At 71.2% G+C, this 19,642-nt stretch carries 22 protein-coding genes; 5 read left to right on the top strand and 17 right to left on the bottom strand.

Going from position 1 to position 19,642, the window contains the following annotated elements:
* Positions 1-3: 3 nt before the first annotated feature.
* From BJY18_RS31400 to clpS, 13 genes are all read right to left on the bottom strand, one after another.
* A complete protein-coding gene (locus BJY18_RS31400) occupies positions 4-1,767 on the bottom strand; it encodes a sensor histidine kinase (protein WP_184783498.1) in 1,764 nt (587 codons plus the stop codon).
* Positions 1,757-2,446: a response regulator transcription factor gene (locus tag BJY18_RS31395; RefSeq protein ID WP_184783497.1), complete on the bottom strand. Its 690-nt coding sequence runs from the start codon at positions 2,444-2,446 to the stop codon at positions 1,757-1,759. Before BJY18_RS31395 ends, BJY18_RS31400 begins: the two co-directional genes overlap by 11 nt.
* Positions 2,447-2,809: 363 nt before the next feature.
* Positions 2,810-3,427 (bottom strand): RdgB/HAM1 family non-canonical purine NTP pyrophosphatase, encoded by a 618-nt coding sequence (gene rdgB / locus BJY18_RS31390; RefSeq protein ID WP_184783496.1) that lies wholly within the window; start codon positions 3,425-3,427, stop codon positions 2,810-2,812.
* Positions 3,424-4,200 carry a ribonuclease PH gene (rph, locus tag BJY18_RS31385; protein ID WP_184783495.1) on the bottom strand — a complete coding sequence of 259 codons (777 nt, stop codon included), beginning with the start codon at positions 4,198-4,200 and terminating at the stop codon, positions 3,424-3,426. Before rph ends, rdgB begins: the two co-directional genes overlap by 4 nt.
* Before the next feature lie 38 nt (positions 4,201-4,238).
* A complete protein-coding gene (locus BJY18_RS31380; protein ID WP_184783494.1) occupies positions 4,239-5,006 on the bottom strand; it encodes an MBL fold metallo-hydrolase in 768 nt (255 codons plus the stop codon).
* 9 nt (positions 5,007-5,015) lie between these two features.
* Positions 5,016-5,828 carry a glutamate racemase gene (gene murI / locus BJY18_RS31375; protein ID WP_184783493.1) on the bottom strand — a complete coding sequence of 271 codons (813 nt, stop codon included), beginning with the start codon at positions 5,826-5,828 and terminating at the stop codon, positions 5,016-5,018.
* Positions 5,825-6,505, bottom strand: a complete 681-nt coding sequence (locus BJY18_RS31370) for a rhomboid family intramembrane serine protease (RefSeq protein WP_184783492.1) — start codon at positions 6,503-6,505, stop codon at positions 5,825-5,827. The genes murI and BJY18_RS31370 overlap by 4 nt, the downstream gene beginning before the upstream one ends.
* A 120-nt stretch (positions 6,506-6,625) precedes the next feature.
* Entirely contained in the window at positions 6,626-7,576 is a 951-nt protein-coding gene (locus BJY18_RS31365; RefSeq protein ID WP_184783491.1) for a PLP-dependent cysteine synthase family protein, read from the bottom strand.
* Between the two features lie 4 nt (positions 7,577-7,580).
* Positions 7,581-7,859: a MoaD/ThiS family protein gene (locus BJY18_RS31360; protein WP_184783490.1), complete on the bottom strand. Its 279-nt coding sequence runs from the start codon at positions 7,857-7,859 to the stop codon at positions 7,581-7,583.
* A gap of 80 nt (positions 7,860-7,939) precedes the next feature.
* Positions 7,940-8,347 carry a M67 family metallopeptidase gene (locus BJY18_RS31355; protein WP_184783489.1) on the bottom strand — a complete coding sequence of 136 codons (408 nt, stop codon included), beginning with the start codon at positions 8,345-8,347 and terminating at the stop codon, positions 7,940-7,942.
* Positions 8,348-8,397: 50 nt separating this feature from the next.
* Positions 8,398-9,408 (bottom strand): P1 family peptidase, encoded by a 1,011-nt coding sequence (locus tag BJY18_RS31350; protein ID WP_312874015.1) that lies wholly within the window; start codon positions 9,406-9,408, stop codon positions 8,398-8,400.
* Positions 9,405-9,962 carry a DUF2017 domain-containing protein gene (locus BJY18_RS31345; RefSeq protein WP_184783488.1) on the bottom strand — a complete coding sequence of 186 codons (558 nt, stop codon included), beginning with the start codon at positions 9,960-9,962 and terminating at the stop codon, positions 9,405-9,407. Before BJY18_RS31345 ends, BJY18_RS31350 begins: the two co-directional genes overlap by 4 nt.
* The gene (gene clpS / locus BJY18_RS31340) at positions 9,959-10,258 is read right to left on the bottom strand and encodes an ATP-dependent Clp protease adapter ClpS (RefSeq protein ID WP_184783487.1); all 300 of its coding nucleotides are present in this window, start codon (positions 10,256-10,258) and stop codon (positions 9,959-9,961) included. The genes BJY18_RS31345 and clpS overlap by 4 nt, the downstream gene beginning before the upstream one ends.
* A gap of 74 nt (positions 10,259-10,332) precedes the next feature.
* Between clpS and BJY18_RS31335 the strand changes: the two genes are divergently transcribed.
* Together BJY18_RS31335 and BJY18_RS31330 are read left to right on the top strand one after the other, a co-directional pair.
* Positions 10,333-11,637: a nicotinate phosphoribosyltransferase gene (locus tag BJY18_RS31335; RefSeq protein ID WP_184783486.1), complete on the top strand. Its 1,305-nt coding sequence runs from the start codon at positions 10,333-10,335 to the stop codon at positions 11,635-11,637.
* Between the two features lie 11 nt (positions 11,638-11,648).
* Entirely contained in the window at positions 11,649-12,224 is a 576-nt protein-coding gene (locus BJY18_RS31330; RefSeq protein ID WP_184783485.1) for an isochorismatase family protein, read from the top strand.
* Here the strand turns inward: BJY18_RS31330 and BJY18_RS31325 are convergent.
* The gene (locus tag BJY18_RS31325) at positions 12,191-12,943 is read right to left on the bottom strand and encodes a hypothetical protein (RefSeq protein ID WP_246459025.1); all 753 of its coding nucleotides are present in this window, start codon (positions 12,941-12,943) and stop codon (positions 12,191-12,193) included. The two genes, BJY18_RS31330 and BJY18_RS31325, sit on opposite strands and share 34 nt — an antisense overlap.
* A 174-nt stretch (positions 12,944-13,117) precedes the next feature.
* Between BJY18_RS31325 and BJY18_RS31320 the strand changes: the two genes are divergently transcribed.
* The 3 genes from BJY18_RS31320 (at position 13,118) to BJY18_RS31310 (ending at position 16,234) form a co-directional block, all read left to right on the top strand.
* A complete protein-coding gene (locus tag BJY18_RS31320; protein ID WP_184783484.1) occupies positions 13,118-13,708 on the top strand; it encodes a biotin transporter BioY in 591 nt (196 codons plus the stop codon).
* An 82-nt stretch (positions 13,709-13,790) separates the two neighbouring features.
* On the top strand, positions 13,791-15,842 hold the full coding sequence (locus BJY18_RS31315; RefSeq protein ID WP_184783483.1) for an ATP-dependent DNA helicase: 2,052 nt from the start codon (positions 13,791-13,793) through the stop codon (positions 15,840-15,842).
* 59 nt (positions 15,843-15,901) lie between these two features.
* Positions 15,902-16,234: a hypothetical protein gene (locus BJY18_RS31310; protein WP_184783482.1), complete on the top strand. Its 333-nt coding sequence runs from the start codon at positions 15,902-15,904 to the stop codon at positions 16,232-16,234.
* 696 nt (positions 16,235-16,930) lie between these two features.
* On the opposite strand, the gene BJY18_RS31305 is transcribed toward BJY18_RS31310, so the two are convergent.
* The 3 genes from BJY18_RS31305 to serB are packed head-to-tail and all read right to left on the bottom strand — an operon-like array spanning position 16,931 to position 19,391.
* A complete protein-coding gene (locus tag BJY18_RS31305) occupies positions 16,931-17,335 on the bottom strand; it encodes an OsmC family protein (RefSeq protein WP_184783481.1) in 405 nt (134 codons plus the stop codon).
* Positions 17,332-18,114 carry a peptidyl-tRNA hydrolase gene (locus tag BJY18_RS31300; protein ID WP_221460113.1) on the bottom strand — a complete coding sequence of 261 codons (783 nt, stop codon included), beginning with the start codon at positions 18,112-18,114 and terminating at the stop codon, positions 17,332-17,334. The genes BJY18_RS31305 and BJY18_RS31300 overlap by 4 nt, the downstream gene beginning before the upstream one ends.
* Positions 18,115-18,161: 47 nt before the next feature.
* A complete protein-coding gene (gene serB / locus BJY18_RS31295) occupies positions 18,162-19,391 on the bottom strand; it encodes a phosphoserine phosphatase SerB (RefSeq protein ID WP_184783479.1) in 1,230 nt (409 codons plus the stop codon).
* Positions 19,392-19,642: the final 251 nt, after the last annotated feature.

Raw genomic sequence — 19,642 nt, 5'->3', positions numbered from 1 at the left:
TCCTCACGGACTCGGCGGGCCGGCCGGGAAGCGGAGGGTGAACGTCGTACCGCGGCCTGGTGCGCTGCGCGCGGTGGCCGTGCCGCCGTGTGCCTCGACGAGGTTGCGGACGATGGCCAGCCCCAGGCCGCTCCCGCCGGAGGCGCGGCTGCGGGACGGGTCCGCCCGCCAGAACCGGTCGAACACGTGCTCCACGTCCGCGGTGGCGATGCCCTCGCCGGTGTCGGTCACCTCGAACACCACCTCGTCCCCCTCGCGCCGGCCGGTCACGGCGACCGAGCCGCCGCGAGGAGTGTGGCGGACGGCGTTCGAAACGAGGTTGTCGAGCGCCTGCCGCAACCGCACCGGGTCGGCGGTGATCGCCGGATCCGCCATCGGCGGCACGGAAAGGCGCAGCCCGGACTCCGCGGCCCGCGCTGCGTGTGCGGAGGCGAGCTGAGCCAGCAGTGCGTTGGCGTCGATCGGCTCCGGATGCACGCGCAGCGCACCGGCGTCGGCGAGAGCCAGGTCCTGCAGATCGTCGACGATGTGCTGCAGGTGCACGGCCTCCTCCAGCAACGAGGCGACCAGCTCGCCGTCCATCCGGCTCAGGCCGTCCTGCACCGCCTCCAGCCAGCCGCGGATCGTGGCCAGCGGGGAGCGCAGCTCGTGCGCGACGTCGCTCACCATGGCCTTGCGGGCGTTCTCCAGCTGTTCCCGCGCCTCGGCCATGTCGTTGAACGCACGGGCCAGCCGGGCGATCTCGTCCTTGCCCCGTACCCGCACGCGGGCGCCGGTCTCGCCGGCCTCCATCCGTTGCGCCGCACCGGTCAGCGCGTGCAGCGGACGGATCAGGCGGATCGACGCCAGCCCGGTGACGACCACGGTGAGTACCAGAATCACGCCGGCCACCCCGGCGAGGCGGATCTGGTTCGCGGTCGACAGCGTGAATCCGCTCGGCGGCGGATCACCGCCGTTTTCGGTGATGTAGAGCCAGGCCGCCGGCGCGACGTACGGGGTGAGCTGTTCACGACGAGCCGAGGTGAAGCAGGTGACCACGGTCGGGTCGGTGGCGCTGGTGACGGGACCGTCGAAGGTCCAGGTCAGAGCCAGCTGCGCGGCGGCGGTCGTGCGGTCGTTACGGCCGAGGCACGCGTTCACCAGGTCGTTCAACCGGTTCAGTGCGGTCTTTTCGGTCGCGGTGGGCGCTTCCAGCGCCGAGGCGTCACAGCGGGCGAGCGAGGTCGGGTCGGGAGTCGTCACGCGCGGGCGGCCGCTGGCGGAAACCTCGATGGAGCCGATGCCGGAGTAGCTCCGCACGCAGCGCAGCACCCGCTCGGCGACACGCGTCAGGGTCGCCCGCTCGGTGTCCGGCAAGGTGTAGGGGCCGGCCGCTTCCGGAGCGATGCGGTCCGGCGTGGAGGGCACGCCCAGCCCCGGGTCGACCGACAGCGGGTCGACCACCACCGATGGCTGGTCCGGAAGCGGTCCGGAACCCGGATCGGAGCCGGCGATCAGCTGCCCCTGCGGCGTGGTGAGCGTGACCCGGCGGCCGGTCCTGTCCGCGTAGTCGCGCACGGTCGCGTCGACGCCGGACCAGTCCGGGTGCTGCGCGGCGTACGCGAGCAGGCCCTGGTAGATCGTGCCGTCGTCGGCGAAGACCTGGCCCTGCTCACGCTCGATCGCGCCCGAGGTGGTGCGGGCGGCCAGCCACGCGGTGGCGGCGATCGCGCAGACCGCGACCAAAGCGGACACCGCGATCAACCGGACCAGGACGCTACGGCGCATCGGGAGCGGTCAGCTTGTAGCCGACCCCGTAGACGGTGCGCAGCCGCTCCGGCCTTCGCGGGGATGGCTCGATCTTCTTGCGGAGGTTCATCACGTGCATGTCGATGGCGCGCTGCGTGATGTACCGGTCGAAACCGTGCAGGCGTTCCAGGAGCTGGCCGCGGGTGAAGACCTGGTACGGATGCGCGGCCATGACCTCGAGGAGGCGGAATTCGCCCGGAGTCGTCTCGATGCGCCGGCCGTCGACCGTGACCTCGTGCCGGACCGAGTCGATCACCAGGCCACCGACGCGCAGCGGCCCCGTCGCGCCCGGCGCCCGGGTGCGGCGCAGCAGGGTCCGGACCCGGGCCATCAGCTCCCGCGGGCTGTAGGGCTTGGTGAGGTAATCGTCAGCTCCCTGGTCCAAGCCGTGGATGAGGTCGTCCTCAGTGGACCTCGCGGTGAGCATGAGGACCGGGAGGGCGGATTCGCGCCGGAGCACGCGGCAGACCTCCAGCCCGGTCATGCCGGGCAGCATGATGTCGAGAATGACCAGGTCCGGCGGATGGGCACGGAGATGGGCGAGCGCCTCGCGACCGTCCGGGACCGTGGTGACGGTGTGCTGCTCCCGTTCCAGGTAGAGGCGGACCAGATCGGCCTGCTTCCGGTCGTCCTCGGCCAGGAGGATGTCGGCGCACATGGGTGGGAGGATATGGGCAGGGGTCCGGGTGGGCTAGGTGGTGTGGGGCGGGATTATGGGTTGCTGACAGTTCTCGGGTGTGGCTGGGAGTGGAGGTGGTGCGTGCCGGAGCAGGGAACTTGGCGCGCGCGCCGGAGCGGGAAACTTGGTGCGCGCCGGAGCTGGAAACACCGCCCACACCCCGAAGCGGAAGTGTGACTACGGGCTGGAGGAGTTTGTCAAGGATGGGAAGAGTACCTTGACAAACTCCTCCAGCCCGTGTTTTGGCTTCGGATCGGGGTGCGGGGGGAGTGGGTGCGGTGGTGGCTTGGGTTTTCCGCTTGCGGTTTGAGGCTGGGGCGGCGGCTGCTACTGCTGGTCGGCTCAGTTCTTGTTTTCTGGGGCCAGTTTTGCTATTTCCGGTAGTAGTGCTCGTAGGGCTTTGCCGCGGTGGGAGTGGGCGTCTTTTTCTTCTGGGGGGAGTTCTGCTGAGGTGGTTGTTGTGCCCTCGGGGGTGAAGATCGGGTCGTAGCCGAAGCCGTGGGTGCCTCGTTTTTCTCTGGTGAGGGTGCCTCGCCATTCGGCTCGGAGGATGGTTTCTTTGCCGGCCGGGGTCACCAGTGCCGCGGCGCAGACGAAGGCGGCGCCGCGGCGGTCGTCGGGGGTGTCGGTCAGCTGGGCCAAAACCAGAGCCAGGTTGGCTTCGTCGTCGCCATGTGTGCCGGACCAGCGGGCCGACAGAATGCCCGGCATGCCGTTCAGCGCGTCCACGGCCAGACCCGAATCGTCGGCGATGGCGGGCAGGCCGGTGGCGGCCACCGCGTCGCGGGCCTTCGCCACCGCGTTGCCTTCGAAATCCGGGGCGGTCTCCGGGGCTTCGGGGAATTCCGGAACGTCGGCCAGGCCCACGATGTCGATCCCGCGGACGCCTTCCGCCTCCAGGATCCGGCGTAGTTCGGTCAGCTTCTTGGCGTTGCGGGTCGCCAGCAGCACCCGGGTCACTTCGACCCCTTCTTCTTGCCCGGACGGGGTGCCGGCAGCTCGCCCGGATAGGGCAGCGCCAGCGCCTCGTTCTGCTTGACGGTCAGCTCGGTGCAGCCGGCCTGCGCCAGGTCCAGCATGGCGTCCAAAGTGGACCTCGCGAACGTGGCACCCTCGCCGGTGCCCTGCACCTCGATCAGGGTGCCGGCGTCGGTCGCGACCACGTTCATGTCCACCTCGGCACGGGAATCCTCCTCGTACGGGAGGTCGAGGCGGACCCGGCCGTCCACCACGCCGACGCTCACCGCCGCCACCGAGGACGACAGCGGCTTCGGGTCGTTGAGCCGGTTCGCCGCGCCCAGCCAGGTGATCGCGTCCGCCAGCGCGACGTACCCGCCGGTGACCGCCGCGGTCCGGGTGCCACCGTCGGCCTGGATCACGTCGCAGTCGATCACGATGGTGTTCTCACCCAGCGCGGCCAGGTCGATGCAGGCCCGCAGCGAACGGCCGATGAGCCGGGAGATCTCGTGCGTGCGCCCGCCGATGCGGCCCTTCACCGACTCACGATCGCCGCGGGTGTTGGTCGCCGACGGCAGCATCGCGTACTCCGCGGTCACCCAGCCCAGCCCGGAACCGGCCCGCCAGCGCGGCACCCCTTCGGTGACGCTGGCCGCGCACAGCACGCGGGTGTTGCCGAATTCGATCAGTACCGATCCGGCAGGCCACTTCTGGAAGCCACGGGTGATCGTGATCTCACGGAGCTGGTCGTCGTTCCTGCCATCTTTTCTCGCCACGCGCCGGAGTCTAGGACCTGCCTCCGTCAGTTTCGCGCTCAGATGTCGTAGACGGCGCCCTGGGCCACCAGTTCGGCCGCCGGGAAAACCGCCTGCGCCTCGGCGAGCACGGCGTGCCGGTCGGTCCACGGCGCGATGTGGGTGAGCAGCAGCCGGCCCACGCCCGCGTCCTTCGCCAGCTCGGCGGCTTCCTTGCCGGACAGGTGCACGCCTTCGGGCCGGTCACCGGCGTCGGTCCACGACGCTTCGGACAGCAGTACGTCCACGCCGTCCGCCAGCTCGCCGAGCGCGCGGCACTTGCCGGTGTCGCCGGTGTAGGCGAGGATGCTGCCGCCGTACGTGATGCGCAGGCCGAACGCCGGCGTCGGGTGGTACACCGCGGCAGCCGTGACGTCGAACGGCCCGATCTGCACCGTCTCCTCGCGCAGCGCGTGGAACTCGTACACGTCCGACAGATCCACAGACGCGCGCTCGTCCGCGTCGGCCGCGTACGCGTGTCCGAGACGCGAAGGCGCGTCCGGAGGTGCGTACAACGGCAAACGCTGCGGACGGGACGGGTACGGCGGCGCGGGGTGATAGCGGCGCAGCACCGTGAGCGGGTTGACGTCCGCGCAGTGGTCGGAGTGCAGGTGCGACAGCAGGAGCGCGTCCAGATCGAACGGATCGAGCACCCGCTGGAGCTGGGCGAACGCCCCGTTCCCGAGTTCGAGCCCCAGCCGGAAGCCCTCCGCCTCCAGCAGGTACCCGGACGCGGCCGTGTCCGGCCCGGGGATGCTGCCCGAGCACCCGAGGATCGTCAGTCGCACCCGGTCACCCTAACTCCGCTCGCGCGCGCCGGCCGGGGCGAGCACACCGGGGGCGAAGCCCATGAACCGCTGCGCCAGCCTGGTGAACGGCTCCGGTGAGCCGGTGGCGACGAACTCGTGCTGCGGTGATTCCGCCCGCTGCGCGAGCAGATCTCGTTCGGTGAGTACGCGGTACAGGTCCTTCGCGGTCTCGTCGGCGCTCGAGACGAGAGTGACTTCCTGTCCCATGACGATCTGCAGCACGCCGGACAGCAACGGGTAGTGCGTGCAGCCCAGTACGAGGGTGTCCACCTCGGCCTCGAGCAACGGCTGGAGGTACCCCTGCGCCAACCCGAGGATCTGTCGCCCGGACGTGATCCCGCGCTCCACGAAGTCGACGAAGCGCGGACACGCCACGCTGGTGAGCCGTACGTCCGGCGCCGCGGCGAAGGCGTCGTCGTACGCCCTCGAACGCACCGTGCCCTCGGTGCCGATCACGCCGACACGTCCGCTGTGCGTGGCCACCGCAGCGCGCCGCGCAGCCGGCAACACCACTTCGACCACCGGTACGTCGTAACGCTCGCGCGCGTCACGCAGGCACGCCGCGGACGCCGTGTTGCACGCGATCACCAACGCCTTCACACCGCTCTCGACGAGGTTGTCGAGCGCTTCGAGCGCGTACGCGCGAGCGGTGGCGATGGGCAGCGGGCCGTATGGGTTGCGTGCCGTGTCGCCGACATAGCGCAGCTGCTCGGCCGGCAGCAACTCGAGGATGGACCGCGCGACGGTGAGCCCACCGACGCCGGAGTCGAAAACACCGATGGGCGCGCCGGAAAGACTCACACCCCGAGATTACCGGGGATCTCCGGAGCCGCCTTACGTCCTCGGGCACGCTCGCCGCGTGAAGTCAGCCACGCCGCGAAGACGCCGGCCAGTGCCCCGAAGAGGTGGCCCTGCCAGGAGATTCCCGGATTGCCGGGCAGCAGGCCCCACAGCATTCCGCTCCACACCCCGAGCAGCACCACCGCGACCAGGATCTGCCCGAGCGAACGGTTGAACAGCCCGCGCACCAGCAGGTACGCCAGCCAGCCGAAGGCGAGCCCGGACGCGCCGACCGTGTAGGTGGCGGCCGGTCCGACCAGCCACACGCCTACCCCGGACACGAGCCAGATGATCGCCGTGACCACGACCCAGCGGCCGATGCCCGCGGCCATCGCGAGGAACGAGAACACCAGCACCGGCACGGTGTTGGAGAACAGGTGCGACCAGCCGGCGTGCAGCAGCGGCGCCCACAGGATTCCGTCGAGACCGTCGGCCTGCCGCGACAGCACCCCGCCGTGGTCGAGGTTCCCCGGCAGGATCACGTCGGCCAGCTCGACCAGGTAAAGCACCAGGGTGAAGCCCAGCGCGACGAACGCCGCCGCCTTCGGATTCGGCGGCAGGACACGCTTGGCCACATCCGCGGGCCGGCTCGTACCGCCACCCGCGGGCGGCGTCGGAAGAGGAGGCAGTGTGCTCACGAAACCCAGGCTACGTGGCGCCCCGTGTGTCCTGCCTCGGGTGAAATCCCTGATTTCGGGAACGGGTCGGGCAGGTCGAGCGCCCGTCACGATCGGCAGCGACCGTGACGGGCTCTTCGCTCAGGCCCAGAGCTGGCCGTCGAGGCGCTCGGCCGCTTCGTCCAGCGAGCCTGCGTACGCGCCCGTGGACAGGTACTTCCATCCCGCGTCCGCGACGACGAAGGCGACGTCTGCCTTTTCTTCGCGCGCGGCAGCCTTCTCCGCCACTGCGAGCGCCGCGTGCAGCACAGCGCCAGTGGAGATGCCCGCGAAGATGCCTTCGTGCTCCAGCAGCTCACGCGTGCGACGAAGGGCGTCGTACGCGCCTACGGAGTACCGGCCGTTGAGCACACTGGCGTCGTACAGCTCGGGTACGAAGCCTTCGTCGAGGTTGCGCAAGCCGTACACGAGCTCGCCGTACCGCGGCTCGGCCGCGATGATCTGCACGTCCGGCTTCGCCTCGTGCAGGTAGCGGCCGACGCCCACCAGGGTCCCGGTGGTGCCGAGGCCGCCGACGAAATGCGTGAGCGTCGGCAGGTCCTTCAGCAGCTCGGGGCCGGTGCCGCGGTAGTGCGCGTCGGCGTTGGCCGGGTTTCCGTACTGGTAGAGCATCACCCAGTCCGGGTTCTGCTCGGACAGCTCCTTGGCCCGCCGCACTGCCTCGTTCGAACCGCCCGCGGCCGGCGAGAACACGATTCGCGCTCCGTAGGCCTGCAGCAGCTGCTTGCGTTCGGTCGAGGTGTTCTCCGGCATCACGCACACCAGGCCGTAGCCCTTGAGCTTGGCGGCCATGGCCAGCGAGATCCCGGTGTTGCCCGAGGTCGGCTCGAGGATGGTGGACCCGCGGCGAAGCGTGCCCTCCCGTTCGGCCGCCTCGATCATGGCCAGCGCGGGACGGTCCTTGATCGAACCGGTCGGGTTCCGGTCCTCGAGCTTCGCCCACAGCCGCACGTCGTCCGTGGGCGACAGGCGGGGCAGGCCGACCAGCGGCGTGCCGCCGAGCGCGTCGAGGAGGGATTCGTAGCGGGTCATCGCCTCAGCGCGCGCCGCCGGCCACGGCGGGCAGGATCGTGAGGGTGTCGCCGTCCTTCACCTCGGCGTCGAGGCCACCGGCGAAGCGCACGTCCTCGTCGTTGACGTAGACGTTGATGAAGCGGTGCAGCTTCTCCTCCTTGACCAGGCGCGCCTTGATCCCGGCGTGGCGCGATTCGACGTCGTCGATGATCTCGAGGACGGTCTTCCCGGCCGCTTCGACGGACTTCTCGCCGCCGGTGTGGGTGCGCAGGATGGTCGGGATGGACACGGTCACGGCCATGGGTTTCTACCTCCGGTGGGTTCCTTCTCGCGGGCGCCTTCGTCTTGCGACGCCGCCGGCTCCGCGCTTATTCCGGCAGCTCAGTCGAGGATGTCGACCGGCTCCTCGGTGATCTCGCCGTCCACGATCCGATACGAGCGGAAGTCGTGCGAATCGGGGTCCCTGGTGGACACGAGCACGTAGTGCGCCTCCGGGTACCCGGCGATGTTCACGTCGGTACGGGAGGGGTATGCCTCGGTCGCGGTGTGCGAGTGATAGATCACCACCCGCTCCTCGTCGTTGCTCTCCAGCTCGCGGTACAGGCGGAAGTCCTCCGCGGAGTCGAACTGGTAGAACGTGGGCGAACGCGCGGCGTTCACCATCGGGATGAAGCGCTCGGGGCGATCGGTACCGGCCGGGCCCGCGATCACCCCGCAGGCCTCGTCGGGGTGGTCACGACGGGCATGGGCGACGATCTCGTCGACGAGTTCACGGCGGATCCGGAGCACACGCACATCTTAGCTGGTGGACCACCCCTGTCCACATGATGAGAGCCCGGTTACGTCCGGCCGAACGCTTCCGGCCACACGTCCCGGTACGCGGCCACTCCCCCTGCTGTGGTCGCCGACAGCAGACCGTGCACCATCGCCCGCGCGAAAACCCGCGCGGCGGCCGAGCACAGCGCGTCCAGTGCGCCGGCGCGGTCCGCGAACGCGAACGGGCCGGGCCGCGCCGGAAGCTCGTGCGCACCGGTGGCCAGTGCATAGACGGTGTCGCCGTCGAACATGCTGTGTGCCGGGCGCACCGCGCGGGCGAGGCCGTCCTGGCCGGCCACCGCGAGACGCTGCGCCTCGGCCTTCGAGAGCGCCGCGTCGCAGGCCACCACGCCGATGGTGGTGTTCAAGTCGGTTCGCTGCCCGGGCACCGAACCGGGCCGGTCCGGCCAGCAGACGCCGAACTCGCCGTCCACCTCGTGGTCGGCGGTGAAGGCCCGCCCGGTGCCGAAGTCCACGGCCTCGCCGGCGGCGTTCACCGCGACGATCGCGCCCACGGTCACCTCGCCGACCTGCTCGCTCGCCGTACCGATGCCGCCCTTGAGCGAACCGACCACGGCGCCGGTGCCCGCGCCGACAGTCCCCTGGTGCACACCGCTCGCACCGGTCGTCGCGGCTTCGCAAGCGGCGTAACCGAAATCGGCGTCCGGCCGGTTGCCCCAGGTGCTGCGCGGAAGGTCGAAGAGCACCGCGGCGGGCACGATCGGCACCACCTCGTGCGGCTCCGCCCCGACCGGAAATCCCAGGTCACGCTCGCCGAGCCAGCGCATCACCCCGTCCGCGGCGGCGAGGCCGTACGCGCTGCCGCCGGAGAGGCAGACCGCGTTCACGCGCTGCACCAGGTTTTCCGGCTTCAGCAGATCGGTCTCGCGCGTGCCCGGGGCACCGCCGCGCTGGTCGACCGCCCCGGTCGCTCCGCCCGGCACCAGGACCACCGTGGTCCCGGTGGCCCAGCCGTCGCCGAGCCGCTGGTGGTGCCCGACGAGCACGCCCGGCACATCGGTGATCGCGTTCACGCGGTGACAGCCTGGATCAGGGTCTCCTGCACCCAGGTCAGCCAGTGGTAGACGCCCAGGTGCGGCGCGCGCGGATCGTCGTCCGGGAGCTCGTCGGGCATGTCCTCGGTGACGTCGAGCGCGGTGCCCAGCGCCAGCCGCACGTCGTTGAGCGCGTTCAGCCAGGCGTCCGCCTGCTCGAAGCTCAGCCGCACCTGGCCGCCGTCGCGCGGCAGCGTGTCGAGCACGGTCCGCGCCACCCCGACCTTCGCCTCCACCAGCTCCGGTTCGTGCAGGGAACGCATCGCGGCGGCGGAATCGAGGTCCTCGCGGCTCGGGTTGTCCGGGTCGAGCCGGTGGAAGTCCGGCAGCAGCCGGGAGAGCACCGGGTCGTCCGGCGATTCGGCGGGGCCGGTGCGGATGCCGGTCAGCTCGGCCAGCTCGTCCTGCGGGGCCTCCTCCGCCCGCGCCTGCAGCATGTCCTCCAGCTGCCCGACCAGGCCGCGCAGCACCGCGGCCTCCTGCTGCTCGAACCCCGCCAGGATGACCTCGCCCTTGCGCCGCCAGGCCTTCACGAGGGTTGTTCCATGGTCGCCCACAGCCCCGCGGCGTGCAGTTTCGCCACGTCGGTCTCCACCTTCTCCTTGCTGCCGGACGACACGATGGCCCTGCCCTTGTGGTGCACGTCGAGCATCAGCTTCGTGGCGTGGTCCCGGCTGTAGCCGAACAGCTTCTGGAACACGTACGTCACGTACGACATCAGGTTGACCGGATCGTTCCACACGATGGTCCGCCACGGCTGGTCGGATTCGGCGGCTTCGGCCCCGAGTGGATCAACCTGCGTCTGTTCGGAGGCAACAGGCGTGGACATGCGCACCATGGTGTCACGGCGGTCACCCGGCACGCCGCGCCAGGTCCGGCCGTGTGGGTGAATAGGCTGACCCCATGGGTTCACCCGAGCCGGTCACCAGCGCCAGCACAGCGCTGCTCACCGACCACTACGAGCTGACCATGCTGGCAAGCGCCCTCGCGAACGGCACCGCGGATCGCCCGTGCGTGTTCGAGGTCTTCGCCCGGCGGCTGCCGGACGGGCGGCGCTACGGCGTCGTCGCCGGCACCGCGCGAGCCCTCGAGGCGATCGCGGACTTCCGGTTCACCGACGCCGAGCTGACAGTGCTCGAACAGACCGCGGTCGTGGACGCGGCCACGCTGTCCTGGCTCGCGGACTACGAGTTCCGCGGCGACATCGACGGCTATCCCGAAGGCGAGCTGTACTTCCCCGGTTCGCCGGTCCTCACCGTCACCGGGAGCTTCGCCGAAGCCGTGGTGCTGGAGACAGTGGTGCTGTCGATCCTCAACCACGACAGCGCGGTGGCGTCGGCCGCGGCGCGCATGGCGGGCGCCGCGCACGGACGGCCGATCATCGAGATGGGCGGGCGGCGTACGCACGAGTACGCAGCAGTCGCCGCCGCGCGGTCGGCGTACCTGGCCGGCTTCGCGACCACGTCGAACCTCGAAGCCGGCCGTCGCTACGGAATCCCGACCCGCGGCACTGTCGCACACGCCTTCATGCTGCTGCACGACAGCGAGGAAGCAGCGTTCCGCGCGCAGGTCGACAAGATGGGCGCGGACACGACGTTGCTCGTGGACACTTACGACATCACTGCCGGCATCGAGACCGCTGTACGCGTCGCCGGGCCCGAGCTGGGCGCGATCCGCATCGACTCCGGTGACGTCGGGCCGCTCGCGCGCAAGGCACGTGAGCAGCTCGACTCCCTCGGCGCGAAGGACACCCGGATCGTCGTGTCCGGCGACCTCGACGAGCAGGCCATCGCGGCGCTTCGCGCGGAACCGGTGGACGCGTACGGCGTCGGCACTTCGGTGGTGACCGGCTCGGGCGCGCCGACCGCGGGCATGGTCTACAAGCTCGTCGAGGTCGACGGCCGCCCGGTCGCGAAGCGCAGTGCGCACAAGGAGTCCCGCGGCGGCCGCAAGAGCGCGCTGCGGCGGCACCGGGCGACCGGCACCGCCGTCGAAGAGGTCGTGTGGACGGCCACCGCGGAGCGTCCGGCGGCCGAGGAACACGACCGCGAGCTGCACATCCCCCTGGTGCGCGAAGGCCGGACGGTGGATGATCTGCCCACGCTGGACGACGCGCGCGCCCGGCTGCGGCGGGCGCAGGTCAGCCTGCCGTGGGAGGGCCTGAAGCTGTCGCACGGCGAACCCGCGATACCGACGACGTTTCTGTAAGGGAGCCGGCCATGGGAACCGCGCTGATCGTGGTGGACGTGCAGAACGACTTCTGCGAGGGCGGTTCGCTGGCTCTGGCCGGCGGAGCGGCGGCCGCCGACGCCATCTCCCGGCACCTTGCGGCCGGCGGCTACGCGCACGTGGTGGCCACCCGTGACCACCACATCGACCCAGGTGACCACTTCAGCGAGACGCCGGACTTCAACCACAGCTGGCCGCCGCACTGCGTAGCGGGCACACCCGGTGCTTCGTTCCACCCGGCGCTCGACGTCGTCCCGATCGAAGCGGTGTTCTCGAAAGGCGAGTACGACGCTGCGTACTCCGGTTTCGAGGGCAAGTCGCGCGACGGCGAGACGCTCGAGGACTGGCTGCGCGCGCACGACGTCACGGACGTCGAGGTGGTCGGCGTCGCCACGGACTTCTGCGTACGCGCCACCGCGCTCGACGCAGCACGCGCGGGCTTTGGCGTACGCGTGCTGCTGGACCTCACCGTCGGGGCGTCACGCCCCACCGTGGAGGCGGCGCTGAAGGACTTCGACGAAGCAGGCGTCGCCTATGCCGGCGCCCCCGCGCTGCCGCCAGGCTGAGCGGTGCCCGCTCCGCCGCCACCGCCGGTGGACGGCGGCTGTGGGGCACCGCCCTTGCCGTACGGGTTGCACGCCGCGGTGCCAAGGTAGAGGTCACCGCTCGCCGGCCCGCCCTGCGGGAACAGCTTCAGGTGCACCGCGTGCGTGACGAGGCTGCCGTCGGCCGGCTGTGGCGTGACGGTCTCGTTCAGCGTCACAGTGGCCAGCGCGGTGCCCGCCTCGCCGCCGGGGATGGTGATCAGGTAGTTCGCCGGCACTGAAGAAGGCACGGTGAAGCCGCTGACCTCGCCGATGGACATCGAGCCGGTACTGCCGGACTCGGTGGTCGCACAGCCGGAGGAGTAGGTCCGGACCTTCAGCACCGGCCCGCCCCAGCGGCGCAGCAGATCGGTCTCGAACCGCTGACCGCCGGCCTGCACGGTGGCCACGGCGCCGTCGCGCCCGCAGGTGGTGCCGCCGAAGCCGAAGTCCGCGACGTCGCCGGCCACTCCGCCGCTGCTGCGCGCGGACGACGGCCCGTCGGCGTCGCAGCGTGCCAGCTCACCGGTGACCACGTGCTGGTCGTCCAGCAGGACGTCGAGGCTGCCCGCGGACCCCCACCCGGTGGAGGTGACCGGATCGGCGTGCGCCACCGGTGCGACCACTCCTGCCAGCATTCCGGTCAGCACCACCGCCAGCACCACCGCCGACGCTCCCGCCGGCCGGTTCCGTGCACGCATCGGCCTGTCTCCCTTCGCCCGTGCTTCGAGATCGGCAGCGCGCCGGGGTGGCCAAACGCCACAACCCCTACACCACCCGGACGTGTGGTGTGGTGAGGAACGCAACTTGTCCAGCCGGTCCCGACCGGGGGGCGTTAACCTCCTCAGACGTCCGTTTTCGTCGTGGGAGGTCCCGTGTCGTCGCTTTCCTTCACCGGCCGCCGTCAGGTGCTGGCCGACCTCGTGCCCGGCGCGCTCGTGCGCGATCTGACGCTGGTCGCCGGGGGTGCTGTGCTGACCGGCGCGGCCGCCCAGCTCGTGATCCCCATCCCCGGTACGCCGGTGCCGATGACCGGCCAGACGTTCGCCGCGCTGCTCGTGGGCGCTTCGCTGGGCATGCGCCGGGGCGCCGCCTCGATGCTGCTGTACCTGCTCGTCGGCGCAGCCGGCGTGCCGTGGTTCCAGGGTGCGACGTCCGGCCTGTCCGGCGCTTCGGCCGGCTACATCGTCGGCTTCGTGGTCGCCGGTGCGCTCGTGGGCGCGCTCGCGCGCCGCGGCGGGGACCGCACGCCGTTGCGCACGGCGGGGACCATGGCGCTGGGCAACGTGGCGATCTACGCCTTCGGCGTGCCGTGGCTGATGGCCGCCGGCGGCTACGACTTCACCACCGCGTTCGGCAAGGGCGTGGTGCCGTTCCTCGTGGGTGACGTGCTGAAGATCGTCGTCGCGGCCGGTGTGCTGCCGCTCGCATGGGCGGCCGTTTCCCGCTTCCGCAAGCAGGACTGAGCCACTCCGTCGATCCGGCGCGAACGGCCCGTTCGCGCCGGATCGACGATCCTGTCGGGCCCGGCGGCTATCGTGTGTCGCTGTGCCCGCCCGTACCGATTTCCCCGGCGTCCTCGAACTCCTGACCCACGCGGTGGAGTCCGTCGGCGGCGCCGAGCGCCCCGGCCAGGTCAAGATGGCCGATGCCGTGGGCCACGCCATCCGCACCGGCGAGCACCTCGCCGTGCAAGCCGGTACCGGCACCGGAAAGTCGCTGGCCTACCTGGTGCCGGCCATCCGGCACGCGGTGGAGAAGGACACCACGGTCGTCGTCTCCACCGCCACCATCGCGTTGCAGCGCCAGCTGGTGGACCGCGATCTGCCCCGGCTGGCCAAAGCGCTGAAGAAGCCGCTGGGCCGGCTGCCGACGTTCGCGATCCTCAAGGGCCGCCGCAACTACCTGTGCCTGCACCGGCTCGACAGCGGTCCGGCGGACGAGCCGGAGGACGCGCAGCTGTTCGACCCGTTCGCGGTTTCCCGGATGGGCAAAGAGGTCACGCGGCTGCGCGAGTGGTCCTCCGACACCGAGACCGGTGACCGCGACGAGCTGGTGCCCGGGGTGTCCGACCAGGCGTGGCGGCAGGTTTCGGTCACCGCGCGGGAATGTCTCGGAGCGGCCCGCTGCCCGATCGGCACCGACTGCTTCGCCGAACGCGCGCGCGGCGAGGCGGGCAAGGCCGACGTGGTCGTCACCAACCACGCGCTGCTGGCCATCGACGCGCTGCAGGGCTACCAGGTGCTGCCCGACCACGACCTGGTGGTGATCGACGAGGCGCACGATCTGGTCGACCGCGTCACCTCCGTCGCCACCGGCGAGCTGACCAGCGCGATGGTGTCCTCGGCCGCACGCCGCTGCGGCCGGGTGATGGACGCGGCGATCGCCGACCGGCTGCTGGAATCGTCCGACGGGCTGGCGCTGATCCTCGACGATCTGCCCGCCGGGCGGCTGGACACGCTGCCGCAGCCGTTGCGGGGCGCGATCCCGGCGGTCCGCGACGCGGCCAAGGAATGCCTCACCGCGCTGGGTTCGGACCGCAAGGAGGACGTCGACGAGGCCACCGCGCGCAAGCTGGCACGTTCGCTGGTCGAGGAGGTGCACGACGTCGCGGTGCGGCTGCTCGACGCGTACACCGACGACCAGGCCCACCAGCGCGACGTCGTCTGGCTCACCGGCGACAAGTACTCGGCCACTCCGCGGCCGCCGGCGTTGAAGGTCGCGCCGCTGGGGGTGGCCGGGCTGCTGCGGGAGCGGGTGTTCAACCAGCACACCACCGTGCTGACCTCGGCCACGCTCACCCTCGGCGGCGCGTTCGACACGATGGCGCGGCAGTGGGGCCTGCCGCCCGGCGGGGCGCGGGTGGAGAAGGCGCCGGGCGCGGCGACCGACAAGGAAGTGCCGTCGGACGAGGACAGCGGGCCGAAGTGGACGGGTCTCGACGTGGGCTCGCCGTTCGACCATCGGCGCAACGGCATCCTGTACGTGGCCAAACACCTGCCGTCCCCGGGCCGCGACGGGCTCGCGGAGTCCACAATGGACGAGTTGGCCGAGCTGGTCGAGGCCGCGGGCGGGCGCACGCTCGGGCTGTTCTCCTCGATGCGCGCGGCGAAGCAGGCCAGCGAGGCGATGCGGGAGCGGCTCGACCACCCGATCCTGTGCCAGGGCGACGACGCCACGCCGTTGCTGGTGCGGCAGTTCACCGACGATCCGCGCACCTGCCTGTTCGGCACGCTCACCCTGTGGCAGGGCGTGGACGTGCCGGGGCCGTCGCTGCAGCTGGTCGTCGTCGACCGGCTCCCGTTCCCGCGACCGGACGATCCGGTCTCCTCGGCGCGGCAGCGCGCGGTGGAAGCCAGGGGCGGCAACGGGTTCCTCACCGTGTCGGCCACGCACGCGGCGCTGCTGCTCGCGCAGGGCACCGGGCGGCTGCACCGTTCGGTCACCGACCGCGGGGTGGTCGCGGTGCTGGACTCGCGGCTGGCCACCGCCCGCTACGGCGGTTTCCTGCGCGCGTCGCTGCCGCCGTTCTGGCCCACCACGGATCCGCAGGTCGCCCGCGACGCACTGAAGCGGCTCGACGCGGCCGCGCCCGCGTGAGGCAGGGCACAACCCGGGCGGGTACGGTAATCCGCAACGCTTACGACAGGGAGCACCGCTTGACCCAGGATCCGTCCAGCGCCCGATCCCGGACCGTCAGTGTCGACGACACCGGGGTGCGGCGCACGCTCGCCGATGGCAGCGAAGAGGCCGTCACGTGGTCGGAATTGCAGTCCGTGATGGTGAGAGTCATCCCCGACGGCCCCTGGAACGAGGACGTCTTCTTCATGCTCGTCGGCTCCGACGGCAAGGGCACCGCCATCCCGAGCGGCGACCCGGCCGCGGACGCGCTGATAGAACGCCTGCAAACCCTCCCCGGCTTCGACAACGAGAGGTTCATCGAGGCCATGACCACGGACGCCGACCAGGCCTACGTGGTCTGGCAGAGCTGAGCACCCCCGCACGGTGACGTGCCCGGTCTCGACCCTGTGGCCGGGTGAGGTGCGGGGTCGGGTGAGGTGCCGGGCCGTCGGGACCAGACGGGCGGGGTCGGGTATCAACGGGCGGGCGCCGGCGATCGGCCGTCCGGGACCAGGCGGGCGGGCCAGGGATTCGACGAACACTCTCTGAACGAGTGAGCCCGTCGAGAATCCGCCGGCCCAGGGAATCAACGAACACTCTCTGAACGAAAGAACCCCGGCGAGGATCCGGCAGGCCAGGGAATCAACGAACTCTCTGGCCAAGTGAACCCCGTCGAGGATCCGGCGGACACTGTCGGGATGTGTGAGCGCCGTCGGGGATCGGGCCGTCGGGCCCGGGCGAGCGATGATTCGCGGCTCACGTACCGGGTGCCCGTCCTGTGGCCACGCACAGCCGGCAAGCGCGTCCGGCCACGCAGGTCGCGAGTGACGACGCAAGCCGTCAGCTGCGCCCCGGCGCATATGTCACGCGCGGCTGGCGGGTCGTCAGCCACGGGTTGCAGCCGGGGCGTCTGCTGGCCACGGCACCGTCCGCGGGGCGGGTGTGGCGTGAGGTCGGTGCCCGCACGGTTGGCCGCGGAGGCCTTCGTCGCGATGTGTTCTCGCAGCCAGGGCGGGCCGCGGCGTTCCGGCTTCCAGCAGCACCCAGCAACTGCGCGCCGGGCTGCCTTACTTGCCGGGGAAGGTCTCCGTGACCGGGATGCCCTTCGTCAGGGTGCGGCGGACTGTGCAGAGCCGTTCGATCGCCCGGTCGACCGCGCCGGCCAGGGCCTCGCGTTTGTCCGGGTCCAGGGTGGAGAGGTCGACGTCGAACGAGACGTGCACCGCGTCCAGTTCGGAGGCTCCTTCGCGACGGTCGGCGGTGACCGCGACCCGGAACTTCGAGTCCTCGCCGACCCGGCGGGTGATCAGTTCCTCGGCGGTCACCGCGGAGCAGCCGGCGGTGGCGATCTGCAGCAGCTCCGCCGGCGAGAACGCGCCTTCCGCACCGGAGCGGCCCAGGCGGACCTCCGCACCGCGTTCGTTGCGGCCCACGAAGCTGTGTTCGCCCTCGCGCTGCACTTCGAGTGTCATCGGGAAGCCCCTTCCGTCCGGTTTCCGGCTCCAACCGCGCCGGAGGCCGCGGTGTTCCGCGTCCGAACGCTGGGATACTGCGCGAGCACGGTGATGGTGCCGGGTTCGACCTCGGTGAAACCGGCGTCGCGCACGGCCACCACCCGCTGGCCCCGCCAGCCGCGCTCCGGATCGTCGACCGGGCACAGCCGCGTCCAGCGCACCGGGGACGGCGTCCGCACCGCGACCCGGTAGTCCCGCGCCGCCCACGCGGCCAGCGCCTCGTCCGGCAGCAGCGAAGCGAGGATCATCGTGGCGTGCCCGACCTGGGCGGCGGCCTTGCCGACGGTCATCGGCACGTCCGGATTCAGCAACAGCACCGGCACGTCGTCCGGCGCCGGGCCAGGCTCGTCCGGCGCCACTTCGCTCCCGGAGATCTGCAGGCGCGAAACCTCTTTCGGCGCCTGCGAAACCAGGCCCGGCACGAGCGCGCGGGCCTGGGCGCCGCCGACCTCCACGGTGATCCCGGGCAGGTCGAGCACCGCCTGCCAGTGCGCACCACGGGCACGGCGGGAAACCTTGCGGATGCGGTTGTCCAGCCACGCGTGCATCGGCTCGGCCCATTCACCGCCCGGCGCGGACCGCTCGTCGAGGCACACTGCCAGCGCGGCCGCGGCGGCTGCTTCGAGCAACGCGGTGCGGCCGGGCGGTTCGGCTCGTTCGATACGCAGGATGATCGGCATCGCGCGCACCTGGTCCGGCTCCTCGTCGGAGGTGTCCGACGTCTCCGACGCGGGCATCCCCAGCCACGAGGCGTAGCGGCTGCGCAGTGGTTCGAGGGTCGGGTTCACTGGCGCACCAGGTCGAGCCCGTCCGCCGCGTCGGCCGCCTCCACCTCGGCCCTCGTGACGCCAAGGACGAACAGCACCGCGTCGAGGTACGGGTGGGACAGCGCGGTGTCCGCGACCTCCTTGAGCGCGGGCTTCGCGTTGAACGCCACGCCCATGCCCGCCGCGGCGAGCATGTCGATGTCGTTGGCCCCGTCGCCGACCGCCACGCACGCGCCGAGCGGAATCCCGTACTCCCCGGCGAACCGGCGCAACGCGTCGGCTTTGCCCGCCCGGTCCACGATCTCGCCGGTCACCCGGCCGGTGAGCTTGCCCTCGTGCACCTCCAGTTCGTTCGCCGCGGCGAAATCGAGCCCGAGATCGTCCACGAGATGGTCGATGACCTGCGAGAAGCCACCGGACACGACGCCGCAGCGGAAGCCCATCCGCTTGAGCGTGCGCACCGTGGTGCGTGCGCCGGGCGTCAGCTCGAGCTGAGCGGCGACCTCGTCCAGCACCGTGACCGGCAGTCCGGCCAGCAGCTCCACTCGGCGTTCGAGCGATTCGGCGAAGTTCAGCTCGCCGCGCATGGCGGCCTCGGTGATCTCGCGGACCTGGTCCTCGACGCCGGCGTGCGCGCCGAGCATTTCGATCACTTCGCCCTGCACCAGCGTGGAATCCACGTCGAAGACCACCAGCCGCTTGGCTCGGCGCGTGATCCCGGCCCGCTCCACGGCGACGTCGATACCGGCCGCGGACGCCGCGTCCGCCAGCTCCGAGCGCAGTTCGGCGTCGGCGGTCCCGGTCTCGTCGCGCGCCGAGACGTACAGCTCCAACCCGGTCACCGGGTAGTCGGCGACGCTGCGGATCGAGTCGATGTTCGCGCCCACCGCGGCGAGCCGCCGGGCCACCTCGGAGAACGCGCGCGCGGTCACCGGACGGCCGAGCACCACCAGCACGTGCGACGAATCGCGCCGCCCGAGCGCGAAGGGATCGGCGCCGATCGCGTCCCCGATGCGGACCTCGACCTGCATCCCGACGGTCGCCATCGCCTGTTCCACGGACTCCTGCAACCCCTCCGGATCGCGGTAGACCCCGGCGAGCACGCCGAGCACCAGCTTCCCGCGGATCACCACCTGCTCGACGTCGAGCACGTCCACGTCGTGCCGCGTGAGCACGGCGAACAACACGGACGAAACGCCCGGTTTGTCCGGTCCGGTCGTCGTGATCAGCACGGGAGTCTGGGACACTGGGATCTCTCCCTCGTTCGGCGGGTGCGGGACCCGCCCAGTCTGGCCCTCCGGGCAGGAGCACAGAACGTCGGCGTGCCCTGCTTCACACCCCAGGCACCACGAACGAGCGACCAGACCGCTGCGCTCAGCAGCGGTGACCGGCGTACGGGCCCCGGCGCGGCGCTCGGGAGGTCGGCCTGGTTGGCGAGGCATCCGTCTCGGACCCCGGTGAACGCGGCCCCCGCGTCACGGGCGAACGTACGAGCGAC

The sequence above is a fragment of the Amycolatopsis jiangsuensis genome (assembly GCF_014204865.1).
In the GTDB taxonomy this organism is placed as follows: Bacteria; Actinomycetota; Actinomycetes; order Mycobacteriales; family Pseudonocardiaceae; genus Amycolatopsis; species Amycolatopsis jiangsuensis.
This window is presented reverse-complemented; position numbering and strand designations above follow the sequence as displayed.

Excerpts from the sequence above, each read along its gene's own strand:
- BJY18_RS31400 (WP_184783498.1), bottom strand. The coding sequence starts at position 1,767 with ATGCGCCGTAGCGTCCTGGTCCGGTTGATCGCGGTGTCCGCTTTGGTC.
- BJY18_RS31395 (WP_184783497.1), bottom strand. The coding sequence starts at position 2,446 with ATGTGCGCCGACATCCTCCTGGCCGAGGACGACCGGAAGCAGGCCGAT.
- BJY18_RS31365 (WP_184783491.1), bottom strand. The coding sequence starts at position 7,576 with ATGACCCGCTACGAATCCCTCCTCGACGCGCTCGGCGGCACGCCGCTG.
- BJY18_RS31360 (WP_184783490.1), bottom strand. The coding sequence starts at position 7,859 with ATGGCCGTGACCGTGTCCATCCCGACCATCCTGCGCACCCACACCGGC.
- clpS (WP_184783487.1), bottom strand. The coding sequence starts at position 10,258 with ATGTCCACGCCTGTTGCCTCCGAACAGACGCAGGTTGATCCACTCGGG.
- BJY18_RS31335 (WP_184783486.1), top strand. The coding sequence starts at position 10,333 with ATGGGTTCACCCGAGCCGGTCACCAGCGCCAGCACAGCGCTGCTCACC.
- BJY18_RS31330 (WP_184783485.1), top strand. The coding sequence starts at position 11,649 with ATGGGAACCGCGCTGATCGTGGTGGACGTGCAGAACGACTTCTGCGAG.
- BJY18_RS31325 (WP_246459025.1), bottom strand. The coding sequence starts at position 12,943 with ATGCGTGCACGGAACCGGCCGGCGGGAGCGTCGGCGGTGGTGCTGGCG.
- BJY18_RS31305 (WP_184783481.1), bottom strand. The coding sequence starts at position 17,335 with ATGACACTCGAAGTGCAGCGCGAGGGCGAACACAGCTTCGTGGGCCGC.
- BJY18_RS31300 (WP_221460113.1), bottom strand. The coding sequence starts at position 18,114 with ATGCCCGCGTCGGAGACGTCGGACACCTCCGACGAGGAGCCGGACCAG.